The following is a 14,405-nucleotide window of genomic DNA, read 5'->3' as shown; positions in this document are numbered from 1 at the left end:
TTTGTTTCTTGATAGTCCGATACACATATTAATTAATTGAGCGGAAGAAACTTTGGCGGGAAAAGGCAAAAAAATCCTAATTTCAATCAATACCTCCTGGAATATTTACAATTTCAGAAGAAATCTTATCATGAATTTTTTAGACCATGGCATGAAAGTTTATGCTTGTGCTCCAAAAGATGAATTCAGTCATAAATTAATTTCACTTGGTATTGAATTTAATGATATAAAAATAAGTCAAAAAGGAACCAATGCTTTAGATGACTTTAATCTTTTGCTCTCCTATAAAAGAATAATTAAGGATATCCGCCCGGATATTTGCTTGTTTTATACCATTAAGCCAAATATTTACGGTTCACTGGCTTCAGAATCCGAAAACGTTCCTTTTATCAATAATATTTCCGGATTGGGTACTGTATTTTTAAGAAATAGGCCTTCCTCCCATATAGCCAAAATATTGTACAAAAGAGCGCTTAAAAAATCATCAAATGTTTTTTTTCAAAATCAGGATGATTTAAATCTATTTATAGAAACCGGAATTATTAAACACGATCGAACAGAGGTTTTACCGGGATCAGGTATTGATATTGATTACTTTAAACCTACTGATGTATATGTATATAGAGAGAACTTTACTTTTTTAATGGTCTCCCGCTTAATATTTGACAAGGGAATTCGGGAGTATATTAAAGCTGCCCGAATTGTCAGGAATAAATTTCCCAATGTCAAATTTGATATATTGGGTCAGACAGAAGAAAAAGGAAATTTAGGTTATACAAAATCAGAAATTATTCAGATTTCAGACGAAAATAACATTGAATGGCATCCTGCAAAAGAAGATGTAAGACCCTATATGGCTCAGGCTGATGTTATAGTTCTTCCAAGCTATAGAGAGGGAATGTCAAGAGCATTATTGGAAGCTCTTAGCATGGAAAAAGCAATCCTGACTACGAATGTTCCAGGTTGTAGAGAATTGGTCAACAAAAATCAAAATGGTTTGCTTTGTAAAGCAAAAGATGCAGATGACCTGGCTCAAAAAATGATTGAACTCATTGAAATGCCAATAGAAAAGGTAAAACAAATGGGTAAAAATGGCAGATTATTTGTGAAAAAAAGCTTTGCTGAAGAGCTCATTTTCAAGGCTTATAACAATGCAATTGCAGATAAATTAAGTTAAACTTGCAATATGGAGTTGAAAACAACAGAATTTGATGGATTAGTTGAGATTTTACCAACGATTATTCCTGATGAAAGAGGTGAGTTTTTAGAATCTTATAATAAAAAGATCTTCAAAGAAATTGGATTGGATATCAATTTTGTTCAGGATAATCTTTCTGTATCAAGAAGGGGTGTTTTAAGAGGACTGCATTTTCAAAATGACCCAAACCAGCAGGGAAAGCTTGTAAGCGTGATCAAAGGAAAAATTCTGGACGTGGTTGTTGATGTTCGAAAAGATTCAAAGACGTTTGGCAAATATAAAAGCTTCATAATTGATGATATCCAGCGAAAGATATTGTATGTGCCGGAAGGTTTTGCACATGGATTTTTGGCTCTTGAGAATACAATTTTAACTTATAAATGTACATCAAACTATAACCGCGCAGCAGAATCAGGAATTATTTGGAATGATCCGGATTTAAATATAGAATGGGGAATCGATGATCCAATAATTTCGGCAAAAGACAAATTACTTCCCCGCTTTGAAACTTTAAGAGATTCGTAAAATGAAAATCTTTATTCCAATTTCCGCTTTACTGATATTGCTTATAAACACTTCATGTTATCGGCAAAATATAATGTTTCAAACAGATGAATTTGAAATGGACAAGGAAATTGCGGAATCATTAAAGAAAATTGAATCAGAATATGTTTTAAAACCTGACGATATAATAGAGCTCAATGTAGAAACGAATAAGGGCGAAGCTTTAATTGACCCTAATTTTCAATTGAGATCAGAATTTGGTGTGAATAACTTAAACAGCCTTGAAAACAAATCAGGGCCGGATTATCTGATTAGGCCGGATGGAACTGCAAAACTTCCCATGGTTGGCAATGTATATCTTGCAGGATCTACCCTATATCAGGCCGATAGTATTCTCAGAGCTGAATACCTAAAGTTTTATAAGGACCCATTTGTAGTAACACAAATAAAAAACAGACGGGTATACATTTTCAATGGTGAAAAGGGTATGGTTGTTCCTTTGGCTAATGAAAACACAACTTTAATTGAAGCTCTTGCAATAAGTGGAGGGATTGGGAATTATTCAAAATCCCATAATATAAGATTGATCAGAGGTAATTTTAAAAATCCTTATGTAGAAGTTATTGACTTAAGTACAATTGAAGGCATGCAAATTGCCAATCTTGAATTGCAAAATCAGGACATTGTATATATTGAACCTGTTCGGCGGGTGGTTTCTGAAGCAACAAGAGAAATTGCACCTATAATTAATTTGCTAACAAGTTTTGTAACCATTATTGTTTTACTAACACGATAATGTCAGAAGGAGATAATAAACAAATAGTAAGCACTACTGAGACTCAAATCAACAATATGGAATTGTTGGGCGACATTGATTTCAGAAGGTTTCTACTTATTCTCACCAAAAGCCTGATTTGGATTATTTTATTATTGCTTATCGCTTTTGCGGGGAGTTATATTTACCTAAGATATACCATTCCTATATACGAATCATCTTCTGTACTAAAGTTGGAAATCAAAAGCGACGTTGATGCGCTTGGTATTTCAAAACTTCAGAATCCTACAGTTTCCAACAATCTATCCGGAGAGGTTGAACTGATAAAATCAGAACTCATACATGATCAGGTTATAGATAAACTTGATGCGCTTAAAGTCAGTTATATGACAGAAGGTACGATCAAAGATGACGAACGATTCATGAACTCATTTTTTGAAGTTCAATACAATTATTTGCACCCTGACCTTCTCGATCAAAAAATAGAAGTAAAAATTATTGATGAAAAAAATCTCAGAATTTATTACAAATTATTTGGTGACAATTATTCAGAGCAATTGATCTTTAACAAAGCTTTTAAAAATGCTCATCTGGAAATTTTAATAACCAAAACGTCTGACGACGTGTCTGATATCAATCAAAACCAGTTTTATTTTATTGTCAACAGCCATAGAAGCCTGGTGGATATGATAAAGTCAAACCTATTCGTTCAAATCCTAAATCCCTCTGCGAATACTCTTAAAATTATCTATAGAGATCCCAATCCTCTAAAAGCCAAAACCATAGTTGATTATATCAATAAAGTCTATTTGGAAAATACTTTGGAGCTAAAAAATCAAGCTTCAAAACAAACCATTGATTTTCTAAATGATCAATTGAATAAAACCGAAGAAAAGCTTACGCAATCTGAAAAAGAACTGGAAGCCTTCGTGGAAGAAAATAAAACTACGGATATCGATAATATTTTTACCAAACGAATAGAAAAAATAGAAAAGTACAGGGAAGAGCTAAGAGCGGAAAATGAAAAATTAATAATACTTAAAAATTTAGAAAAAGCCTTTGAAGCTGGTGATACTTTATATTATCAACAATTAACAAGCGCTTATCCCGGGTTTCAGGCTTATGATGACAAAATGAATCAGTTGATGAAAAATAAAAATCAACTTGAAGTACTGAAATATTCCACGAATCCAAATACGCTGGCTTTTCAATATGCCCAAAAGGATATAAAAATTCAGGAAAAAGCACTTGAAAATGCATTGGAGAATGACAGACAAATTACATCCAAGGAAGTGGCTGAATTAAGAAACGCCATAGAAGAACTAGAAGCGGAAATAAAAGCTTTGCCTGAAAAGGAAACCGAATACAAAAGATTAAAAAGGATATACGATTTAAATGAAAAATTTTATCTGCTTTTAATGGATAAAAAAGCAGAATTCGGAATAAGCGAGGCGGGAACAATTCCTGATTTTCAAGTGCTTTCTCCGGCAAATCTTCCAAAAGTGCCGGTTTTCCCAAAAGAATCGGATGTATACCTAATTAGTTTTGGCGCTGCCTTATTGTTGATTTTGCTTTTACTCGGAGTGAGGTATATAAGCCACAACACAATTGATTCTGTTGAAGAAATTGAAAAATATTTAAACATTCCTATGCTTGGGGTAGTGCCTTTGCAAAAAATTAAAAGCAGGTATTCACGATTGGTAGTGACGGATAATCCTAAATCAGAAATAGCCGAAGCAATCAGATCAATAAGAACAAATCTCGATTTTATTACTCCTGGAAATAATGGTAAAAAAACAATAAGTGTAACATCAACAGTCAGTAGTGAAGGAAAAACATTTGTATCAGTGAATCTCGGTGCAGTCATTGCCATGTCCAATCAAAAAGTTATTTTGCTCGACCTTGACATGAGGAAGCCAAAATTGCATATTGCTTTAAACGAAGAAAATCATTTTGGGATGAGCAATTTGCTTATTGGTAAAATGGAACTCGATGAAGTCATAAGACATACTTCACAGGAAAACCTAGATTATATTTCTTCAGGCCCACCACCACCAAATCCTTCAGAATTAATTTTACTACCACAGCTTGACGATATCATATCTAAGCTCAAAGAAAAGTACGATATAATTATAATGGACTCTCCTCCAATTGGCCTTGTAACCGATGGAATCATTTTGATGAAAAAAGTAGATATTCCTGTGTATATTTTAAGATCTGAATATTCTAAAAAAGGATTTTTGAAAAGCATACAAAAGCTTCAAAAACAAAAAGGGATTGATCATTTAAGCATTATTTTCAATGGCTTAAAAAGAAGAAGAGGACTTGGGGGATATGGATATAATTATGGATATGGCTACGGATATGGTTCGGGTTATTACGGAGAGTCCAACACAAAAAAGAAGTTCTTAGGAATATTCTAAGTACATTCATTTATGTTTTCAAATTTTTTCGGGTCAAATAAAAAGTCTTTTAAAACAACAATAAAAGTTGATCTTCATTCCCATTTAATTCCCGGTATTGATGATGGAGTTAGAACGATTGAAGAAAGTATAAGCATACTCAGAAAATTTGAAAATTTGGGTTTTAAAAAAGTCATTACTACACCCCACGTTATGGGAGATTTTTATAAAAACACTCCCGAAATTATACGATCCGGTCTTATTGAAGTGCAGGAAGCCGTCGATAAGGAAAATATAAATATTGAAATTTCGGCAGCGGCAGAGTATTATTTGGATGAATATTTTATTAAAATTTTAAAAAGCGATGAAGAAATTCTGACACTTCCCGGCAACTATTTACTTTTTGAACTTCCTTATATCAATCAACCCATACATATGGATGAAGCGATTTTTATAATGCAAAGCCAGGGATATAAACCGGTTTTGGCCCATCCGGAACGTTATCAATATTATCAAGGTAAATTGGACAAACTTGTCGCATTAAGAGAAAAAGGTATTTATATGCAATTAAATCTTAACTCCATAATCGGGTATTACTCCAGACCCGTTGAGAAAATGGCAAAAAATATGATTAGAAAAAATATTGTGGATTTTGTTGGTTCTGACGTTCATAATCTGAGACATGCTGAACTTCTTGAAAAAAGTTTGGAAACCAAACTCATCAGAAAATTAAATTCACCATATCTGAAAAATAATAGCCTATTGTAATGCAAGACAAAGTATTTATAACTGGTGCTACCGGATTATTGGGTTCATTTATACTTCGGGATCTTTTAAAATATAATTACGCTGTAAAAGCCCTTTGCAGATCAAATTCCGATTTTAACCTGGTTGAAGATGTCAAAGAACAGATAGAATGGTTTGAAGGAGACATGTGCGATTATCTTGCCATGAAAAAGGCCATTTCCGATTGTAATATTGTAATTCATTCAGCAGCGGTGGTTTCCTATGATAAAAAGGATAAGGAAAACATGATTTCCATTAATGTAAATGGCACCAGAAATCTGGTGGACCTATCCAACGAGAAAAAGGTCGATCATTTTATTCAAATTTCCTCTATTGCTGCCATTGGTAGACCTAAAACACAATTTGAACTTGATGAGGCTACAAAATGGGAAGAAAGTCCTAACAACTCCGTTTATGCCAAATCAAAATTTTATTCTGAATTAGAGGTTTGGAGGGCAATTGAAGAAGGGTTGATGGGCGTAATATTAAATCCCGGATTCATCCTCGGACCTGGAGACCCCAAAAAAAGCAGCACACAACTCTTTAATTATGTTTGGAAAAAAAGCAAATTTTATACGGTAGGAAATTTGAATTATGTAGATGTACGCGATGTTTCTGATGCAGTAATAAACGTATTGAAAAAACGAATTTCCGGCGAACGCTATATTATATGTGGTGGAACAATTCGTTTTAAAGATCTATTTCAAAAAATCGCTATAAACTGGCGTGTCAAAGCACCCGGAATCAAGATTAGCAAATCGCTTTCGAATGTGATCTGGAGGTTGGAGGCTATAAGAACATTTGTGTTTGGAGGCAAGCCAATAATAACAAAAGATTCTGCGAACTCTGCGAACAGCCAATATGTTCTCAAATCTGACAAAAGTAAAAATGATCTGGGAATTAAATACAGAAGTCTGGACGATACCCTTCAATGGATATGTCCAAAACTCGCTCCGAAATTGAGCGATTTATAACATTTAATTTTTATATTGTTCATCTAAATTTAGTTTTGCGAATTCTATGTTTGAAGAACCCGAAAATCTTCGAGAACAACAGGAAAACGTTAAGAAGTTTGAAGAAATGCTTTCATCCGGAAGTATCCATTTTATGGATGTCGGTGTGTTTGAATCTGTAGTTACCTATTATCAGGGCACAGGGAAAATTAAAAAAGCAATAAAAGCCTGTACTATAGCTCTCGAGCAACACCCCTATTCACTGGATTTATTTTTAACACTCTCTCAGCTGTACAATAGTACCGGAGAGCATCAAAAGGCATTTGAAGTTTTGGAACAGGCCGAAAGCTATTTTCCAAATGATTACGATTTGCTTTTTGTCAAAGGCTCGCTTTATCTTCAAAACAACCGCAAAAGAGAAGCCCATGAATATTTTTCCAAGGTATTGGATGCTTCTGAAGATAAGGATGAAGAACTGTTCAATATCGGCTTTGCATATCAAATCAGCAATCACATAGACGAGGCCATTGATTATTATAAACAAGCACTTACAGAAAATCCGGAAAATGATGATGCACTCGACGAATTGGTCTATTGTCTTGAAATAACTGAGGCATTCGATCAAGAAATCGATTTTTTTGAAGCTTTTGTTGAAAAAAACCCCTATTACGATGGTGCATGGTACAACCTTGGAGTCTTGTATGAGAAAACAGGAAATCTAAAAAAAGCACAGCAGGCATTCGAATACAGCAGCTCTATTAATGAGACCAATACACCAGCAATATTTCAGCTGGGGCAGGTGTATTACGAATTGGGCGATTTGGACAAAGCGCTTGACATGTACAATAAGGTACTGAAAGAAGAAGGCGGTGATGCGGAACTGTTTCTTAAAATTGGACAGGTTTATATTTCCCTTGGAGAATTTGACAAAGCTGTAAAGAATTTTCAAAAAGCCATAGACAGCGATCCTGAATTATATGAATCATGGTATTTTATGGGATTGATTATGGAATTTGAAGAAAAATGGATGCAGGCCGCTCATTTCTTTAAAAAATCATTTGAATTAAACTCAGGTGATTATAACAGTGCATTGAAATTGGCTCAAAATGAATATAAAACAGGAAATGTAAATTCTGCTGAAGAAGCATTTCAACAAGCGGAAATTTTGAATCCTATGGATACCGACCTTTATGTTTCCTGGTCGGAGATGTACCTGGAAGAAAACAATTTTGATCAGGCCATTAGCTTATTGAAATCTGGCGTTGAAGAACTTCCGGAATCGGCTATTTTGTATTACCGTCTTGTCGTGTGCTTCCTGAAAACCGGTAATTATCAAAAAGCATTTCAATATTTGGAAAATGCCCTACTTTTGGACTTTGAAGGTCATGCGGATCTATACAACTATTTTCCCGACCTGGAAGCCAATAAAATGTTGTATAATATTATAAATCAATTCAGAGAAGGCGAGAACGAATGAATTATACCTTAAAAAACATCCCTGAAAGAACTAAAAAAGATCGGGATTTCGGATTGACTATGGCAATGGATAAAGGTTTAAGTTGCCGTGAAGTAGAAGATTTTTTAGAAACCTGTTCGGATCATGTAGATGTTGTTAAGCTGGGATGGGCTACCTCCTATGTTTATCCAAAACTTGAAGAAAAAATAAAAATTTATAAAGATGCCGGCATTCCGGTATACTTTGGTGGGACTTTGTTTGAAGCATTTATCATCAGAGATCAGTTTGATGATTACAGGAAAGTCCTAGACAAATATAAATTGGAACATTGTGAAGTATCCGATGGCTCAATTGACCTGGACCATGAGGAAAAATGTAAATACATTGAACAACTATCTTCGCAGGTGACAGTACTTTCAGAGGTAGGGTCAAAAGATGCTGAAAAAATTATTCCGCCTTACAAATGGATAAAATTAATGCAGGATGAATTGGATGCGGGTGCCTGGAAAGTAATCGGAGAAGCAAGAGAAGGAGGAAATGTGGGCCTGTTTCGATCATCTGGTGAGGTTAGATCCGGTTTGGTAGAAGAAATTTTAACTAAAATCCCGTTTGAAAAAATTATTTGGGAAGCACCTCAAAAAGTACAACAGGTTTGGTTTATCAAACTCCTTGGCACCAATGTGAATCTTGGTAATATTGCTCCAAACGAAGTGATTCCATTGGAGACTATCAGATTGGGTTTAAGAGGAGATACATTTAATACATTTCTTAATAAGTAATGCGAAAATTTAAAGCTGCTCTTTTACTATATCTCAAAGGATTTAGTATGGGAGCCGCAGATGTTGTTCCCGGTGTGTCCGGTGGAACAATTGCCTTTATTACAGGTATATATGATGAACTGATCCAGTCAATCCGGTCAGTAAATTATCAATCAATCAAAATCTTATTCAAAGAAGGCCCTCTTTCATTTTGGAAAGCAATCAATGGAAGATTTTTGTCAATATTGTTGCTCGGTATTCTTTCGAGCATTATCACATTGGCGAGAATAATTAAGTATCTACTTACTTATGAACCAGTTTTGATATGGTCGTTTTTCTTTGGTTTAATTATAGCATCAGTGATTTATGTAGGAAAACAAATTGATAAATGGAATCCCCAAAACATTATAAGTTTGTTACTCGGAGCCATTTTGGCTTATTTAATAACCATTAGCAGTCCAGCTGGAGGAATAGATAGTTTGCCCTATATTTTCTTTAGCGCCACAATTGCGATTTGCGCAATGATACTTCCGGGTATTTCCGGGAGTTTTATTTTGCTTTTACTCGGCTCATATTCAGTGGTCCTGGGTGCTGTCACCGGATTTAGCGATGCCTTGAAAGTCGGCAACGGCGATGAACTAATTCTGTACGGTTCTAAATTGTTCGTTTTTGCCTTGGGTTGTATAATCGGGATTGCCATGTTTGCAAGGCTTTTGGGTTATGTATTGAATAACTTCAGGTCTGTTACGATAGCCGTGTTAACCGGGTTTATGCTTGGTTCTTTGAACAAGGTTTGGCCCTGGAAAGAAACTTTAGAATACCGTTTGAATTCAAGTGGAGAAAAGGTGCCTTTCCTTGAAGAAAATATAAGTCCCTTTTATTATGCAGAATTATACTCTACCTCACATCAGCTCTTATGGGCGTTGCTTTTGGCCTGTCTGGGCGTTGTTTTAGTATTGGGCCTCGAAAAAATTGGAAATATTTCATCGAATTGAGACGTTTCGGACTAATTGGTTATCCCATAAAACATTCCTTTTCTAAATCTTTTTTTAATAGAAAATTTAAAAGTGAAGGGATATCGGATTGTACTTATGAAAATTTTGAAACAAAAAAAATAAGTGATCTCTATTCAATCATCGAGAAATACCATCTCACAGGAATGAATGTGACCATTCCTTTCAAAACAGAAGTATTAAAATATTGTGACATTCTGAGTGAAGAGGTTAAACTGACCGGTGCTGCCAATACATTAAAAATCACTAAAAATAAAATAAAAGCTTTCAATACTGACTGGCTTGGTTTTACTAAAAGTCTTGAAAAAACGCATTTCGATAAAAGTAAAATTGCCTTAATTATCGGATCAGGTGGCTCTTCAAAAGCGATTCAATATGCTTTGAAACAATTAAGTATCGATTATAAAATTATAAGTCGAAATCCCAAAAAAACAGATTTGAGTTATGAACAACTCAATGAAAACCTAATCAAAGGAGCATCCTTAATTGTCAATTGTAGTCCATTGGGGGCATACCCGAATACTTCGGAATGTCCAAATATTCCATATCACTTACTCAGTTCAAATCACTTCTGTTTTGATCTTGTTTATAATCCTGAAAAAACATTGTTTCTTCTAAAATCTGAAAAGATGGGGGCAAGCATTAAAAACGGAATGGAAATGCTAATTTTGCAAGCTGAAGAATCCTGGAAAATCTGGCAGGATAATTATTAATGGAATTTAAATTAAAATCAGAGTATCAACCAACGGGAGATCAACCCGAGGCAATACGTCAATTGACCGAAGCTGTAAACAACGGTGAAGCCAATCAGGTGCTTTTAGGAGCCACCGGAACAGGTAAAACCTTTACTATGGCCAATGTTATTCACGAAACACAAAGGCCAACATTAATTTTAAGTCACAACAAAACACTTGCAGCACAACTTTATGGTGAATTCAAACAATTCTTCCCAAATAATGCGGTAGAATATTTTATTTCCTATTACGACTATTACCAGCCTGAGGCATTTATGCCTGTAACCAATGTTTACATTGAAAAGGATCTTTCAATAAATGAGCAAATAGAAAAGCTGAGATTAAGTGCAACCAGCTCTCTGCTTTCAGGTAGAAGAGATGTAATTGTGGTCGCTTCGGTTTCCTGTATATATGGTATTGGAAATCCCGATGAATTTGGTAAAAATGTAATCAGTATAAGTGTAGGAGACAACATTTCTCAGAAGCAGTTTTTACTTCACTTGGTGGATATTCTTTACAGCCGCTCTCATGCTGAATTCAAAAGAGGCACTTTTCGAGTCAAAGGAGATACAGTAGATATATTCGTAGCTTATGCGGATTTTGGTTATAGAATATATTTCTGGGGAGATGAAATTGAAGCCATTCAGATGATAGACCCTGAGTCGGGTAAAAAACTATCGGATGAGAAAAGCATTACAATATTCCCTGCTAATCTTTTTGTGACCAGCAAAGATGTCATCGATGTGGCTATGCATGAAATATCCAATGATTTGGAAATGCAGGTCGGCTTTTTTGAGAAAGAAAGAAGGTTTCTCGAGGCAAAACGAATTAAGGAAAGAACAGAATTTGATCTTGAAATGATCAACGAATTGGGTTATTGCTCTGGAGTCGAGAATTATTCAAGGTACTTTGACAGGAGGCAAGCCGGTCAAAGGCCCTTCTGCCTTCTCGATTATTTCCCTGAAGATTATTTGATGATCATAGATGAAAGTCATGTTACAATTCCGCAGGTAAGAGCCATGTGGGGCGGCGACCGATCGAGAAAGGAAACTTTGGTGGATTATGGATTCAGATTGCCATCCGCATTGGACAACAGGCCTTTGACATTTAATGAATTTGAATCCATGAAAAATCAGACGGTTTATGTTAGTGCCACACCGGGTGATTATGAATTACAGATTTCAGAAGGAGTAATCGTGGAACAGATCATTCGTCCTACCGGATTGTTAGATCCTAAAATAGAGGTAAGGCCTTGTACACATCAGATTGATGATTTACTGGAAGAAATAAATAATGCTATCAATGCCGGTGAAAGAATTCTGGTCACTACCTTGACAAAAAGAATGGCAGAGGAATTATATAAATTTCTTAAAAATCTCAATATCAAATCGCGTTATATCCATTCCGAGGTTAAAACCTTTGACCGAACAGAAATACTAAGAGAATTAAGACTTGGTGTGATCGATGTCTTGGTGGGTGTAAATTTGCTAAGAGAGGGACTGGATTTGCCTGAAGTTGCATTGGTTGCAATTATGGATGCGGATAAGGAAGGTTTTTTAAGAAATCAGCGTTCTTTAATACAAACCATAGGCAGGGCCGCCAGAAACGTAAATGGCCGGGTAATCATGTATGCCGACAAGGTTACCGATTCCATGAATCAGGCTATTTCAGAAACTGAAAGGAGAAGAAAACTACAGGAAGATTACAACAAAGAAATGGGTATTGAGCCAAAAGGAATTAGCAAAAGTAAGGAGGCCATATTAGGTCAGACCAAAGTGGCGGATTCCAAAAAAGGAATAAAAAATTACTATCAGGAAGAAGAAAAACCTTCAGTTGCTGCCGATCCCGTCATCCAATATATGCCTAAGGAAGATCTTGAAAAACTGGCGGATAAAACCCGCAAAGACATGGAAAAGGCGGCCAAGGATCTGGATTTTATAGAAGCTGCGCGATTGAGAGATGAATGGTATGCCCTAAAGGATTTAATTAAAAAAGCATAATGGCGAGACGAGTAGATTTGCCCGAAGAGGACAAGCGAAAACTGAGCAAGGAAAATTTTCAAAAATTATTAGGGGTGTTCAAATATATGTTGCCCTATAAAGGCTATTTCGCCGGCGGAATGATTGCTCTTTTTCTTTCAAGCTCCATAGTGATGATATTTCCCTATGTCACAGGAAAACTTGTCGATTCAGCCATTGGTGAGGCAAATTGGCTTCTTCAGGGTATAGATCAAATAGCCCTTGTTATGGTTGCTATCCTGGTGGTGCAAAGTACACTCTCCTTTGCAAGAGTTTATTTGTTTGCCAAAGTTAGTGAGAATTCCATGGCTGATATTCGAAAGAATCTCTTTGATAAACTGCTTCATATCCATCTGGAATTCTTTGATAAAAGACGGATTGGTGAACTCATATCCAGAATTACCAATGATGTGGCATTTCTTAAAGAGACCTTTTCGACCACTCTGGCTGAGTTTTTCAGACAGATCACTGTATTCGTGATTGGTGTAGGAATTATTTTCTGGGAATCCGCGCAGTTGACGTTTTTAATGCTTTCGGTATTTCCGGTATTGGTAATTGTGGCCATGGTTTTTGGAAGGTTTATCAAAAGACTTTCAAAGAAAACACAAGATAGCCTGGCAGATGCCAATGTAATTGTTGAAGAATCTCTTCAGGCTGTAAACGTTGTGAAATCGTTTACAAACGAAAATTTTGAAAACAAAAGGTATTCCAAAAATTTAATAGAAGTGGTCCGTCTGGCCTTAAAAACTGCTGTGTATCGTGGCGTATTTTTCTCATTTATAATATTCGGATTGTTTGGAGCAATCGTTTTGGTGCTTTGGTATGGTGCCGGAATGGTTTCCGAAGGAACACTCAGCATTGGGGATCTTACTTCATTTATAATCTACACCATGTTTATTGGCGCTTCAGTGGGGAGTCTGGGGGAGCTTTACAGCCAGATACAAAAAGCGGTTGGAGCTTCGGAAAGAGTATTGGAAATATTGGATGAAGAACAGGAAGGTTCGGATATAAATGACCCTGTAGATATCAAAGAGTGCGAAGGACATATTGAATTCAAAAACGTGAGTTTCGCCTACCCTACCCGAAAAGAAATCAATGTTTTAGAGGAAATAAATCTACAAATAAGCAGTGGATCAAAAATAGCGCTTGTAGGTCATAGCGGCGCGGGTAAATCTACAATTATACAGCTCTTATTGAGATTTTATGATCCGGATTCAGGAACGATTAGTTTGGATGGAAAAGATATTCGCGAAATGGATCTGAAAGCCTATAGACATCATGTAGGTATGGTACCTCAGGAGGTCATACTATTTGGTGGGACGATCAAAGAGAATATTGCCTATGGAAGGCCAGATGCAAGTGATAAAGAGATAAATGAAGCTGCGAAAAAAGCAAATGCTTTGCATTTTATCGAAAGTTTCCCTGAAGGATTTGAAACCTTGGTGGGAGAGCGAGGGATAAAGTTATCGGGAGGGCAAAGACAAAGAATCGCAATAGCAAGAGCATTATTGAAAGATCCCAGGATTCTCGTTTTGGATGAAGCTACCAGTTCTCTTGATGCCGAATCTGAATTATTGGTTCAGGAGGCCTTGGATGAGTTAATGAAAAACAGAACTACAATTATCATAGCACATAGACTGGCTACGATTAGAAAAGTAGATAGGATTTTCGTACTCAATGAAGGTAAAATTGAGGAAGAAGGCTTACACGATGATCTGGCATTCAAGGAAGGTGGAATTTATTCCAAACTGGTTAAATTGCAATTTGATTTTTCAGACAATTAATAATTAAAATTTTTAAATTCGGAT

The 14,405-nt window shown here is 35.7% G+C and carries 12 protein-coding genes; all 12 read left to right on the top strand.

Annotated elements, in window-relative coordinates:
- The first annotated feature begins 52 nt into the window (after nucleotides 1–52).
- The 12 genes from HZR84_08895 (at nucleotide 53) to HZR84_08840 (ending at nucleotide 14,381) form a co-directional block, all read left to right on the top strand.
- Nucleotides 53–1,177 carry a glycosyltransferase family 4 protein gene (locus HZR84_08895; GenBank protein QNL22052.1) on the top strand — a complete coding sequence of 375 codons (1,125 nt, stop codon included), beginning with the start codon at nucleotides 53–55 and terminating at the stop codon, nucleotides 1,175–1,177.
- Nucleotides 1,178–1,186: 9 nt separating this feature from the next.
- On the top strand, nucleotides 1,187–1,723 hold the full coding sequence (rfbC, locus tag HZR84_08890) for a dTDP-4-dehydrorhamnose 3,5-epimerase (protein QNL22051.1): 537 nt from the start codon (nucleotides 1,187–1,189) through the stop codon (nucleotides 1,721–1,723).
- 73 nt (nucleotides 1,724–1,796) lie between these two features.
- Nucleotides 1,797–2,498 carry a polysaccharide biosynthesis/export family protein gene (locus tag HZR84_08885; GenBank protein ID QNL22050.1) on the top strand — a complete coding sequence of 234 codons (702 nt, stop codon included), beginning with the start codon at nucleotides 1,797–1,799 and terminating at the stop codon, nucleotides 2,496–2,498.
- Nucleotides 2,498–4,900, top strand: coding sequence for a polysaccharide biosynthesis tyrosine autokinase (locus HZR84_08880; protein QNL22049.1), 2,403 nt, complete (start codon nucleotides 2,498–2,500; stop codon nucleotides 4,898–4,900). The genes HZR84_08885 and HZR84_08880 overlap by 1 nt, the downstream gene beginning before the upstream one ends.
- A 12-nt stretch (nucleotides 4,901–4,912) precedes the next feature.
- The gene (locus HZR84_08875) at nucleotides 4,913–5,647 is read left to right on the top strand and encodes a capsular biosynthesis protein (protein ID QNL22048.1); all 735 of its coding nucleotides are present in this window, start codon (nucleotides 4,913–4,915) and stop codon (nucleotides 5,645–5,647) included.
- On the top strand, nucleotides 5,647–6,639 hold the full coding sequence (locus tag HZR84_08870; GenBank protein QNL22047.1) for an NAD-dependent epimerase/dehydratase family protein: 993 nt from the start codon (nucleotides 5,647–5,649) through the stop codon (nucleotides 6,637–6,639). The genes HZR84_08875 and HZR84_08870 overlap by 1 nt, the downstream gene beginning before the upstream one ends.
- A gap of 46 nt (nucleotides 6,640–6,685) precedes the next feature.
- Nucleotides 6,686–8,095 carry a tetratricopeptide repeat protein gene (locus tag HZR84_08865; protein QNL22046.1) on the top strand — a complete coding sequence of 470 codons (1,410 nt, stop codon included), beginning with the start codon at nucleotides 6,686–6,688 and terminating at the stop codon, nucleotides 8,093–8,095.
- Entirely contained in the window at nucleotides 8,092–8,853 is a 762-nt protein-coding gene (locus tag HZR84_08860) for a phosphosulfolactate synthase (protein ID QNL22045.1), read from the top strand. Before HZR84_08865 ends, HZR84_08860 begins: the two co-directional genes overlap by 4 nt.
- Nucleotides 8,853–9,827: a DUF368 domain-containing protein gene (locus HZR84_08855; protein ID QNL22044.1), complete on the top strand. Its 975-nt coding sequence runs from the start codon at nucleotides 8,853–8,855 to the stop codon at nucleotides 9,825–9,827. Before HZR84_08860 ends, HZR84_08855 begins: the two co-directional genes overlap by 1 nt.
- Complete coding sequence (locus tag HZR84_08850) at nucleotides 9,824–10,558, top strand: shikimate dehydrogenase (GenBank protein QNL22043.1); 735 nt, start codon at nucleotides 9,824–9,826, stop codon at nucleotides 10,556–10,558. Before HZR84_08855 ends, HZR84_08850 begins: the two co-directional genes overlap by 4 nt.
- Nucleotides 10,558–12,579 carry an excinuclease ABC subunit UvrB gene (uvrB, locus tag HZR84_08845; protein ID QNL22042.1) on the top strand — a complete coding sequence of 674 codons (2,022 nt, stop codon included), beginning with the start codon at nucleotides 10,558–10,560 and terminating at the stop codon, nucleotides 12,577–12,579. Before HZR84_08850 ends, uvrB begins: the two co-directional genes overlap by 1 nt.
- Nucleotides 12,579–14,381, top strand: coding sequence for an ATP-binding cassette domain-containing protein (locus HZR84_08840; protein QNL22041.1), 1,803 nt, complete (start codon nucleotides 12,579–12,581; stop codon nucleotides 14,379–14,381). Before uvrB ends, HZR84_08840 begins: the two co-directional genes overlap by 1 nt.
- Nucleotides 14,382–14,405 lie beyond the last annotated feature (24 nt).

The sequence above is a fragment of the Hyphobacterium sp. CCMP332 genome, from assembly GCA_014323545.1.
Classification (GTDB): Bacteria; Bacteroidota; Bacteroidia; order Cytophagales; family CCMP332; genus CCMP332.
Note: the sequence above shows the minus strand (reverse complement) of the source record. Positions and strands in the feature narration are given on the sequence as shown.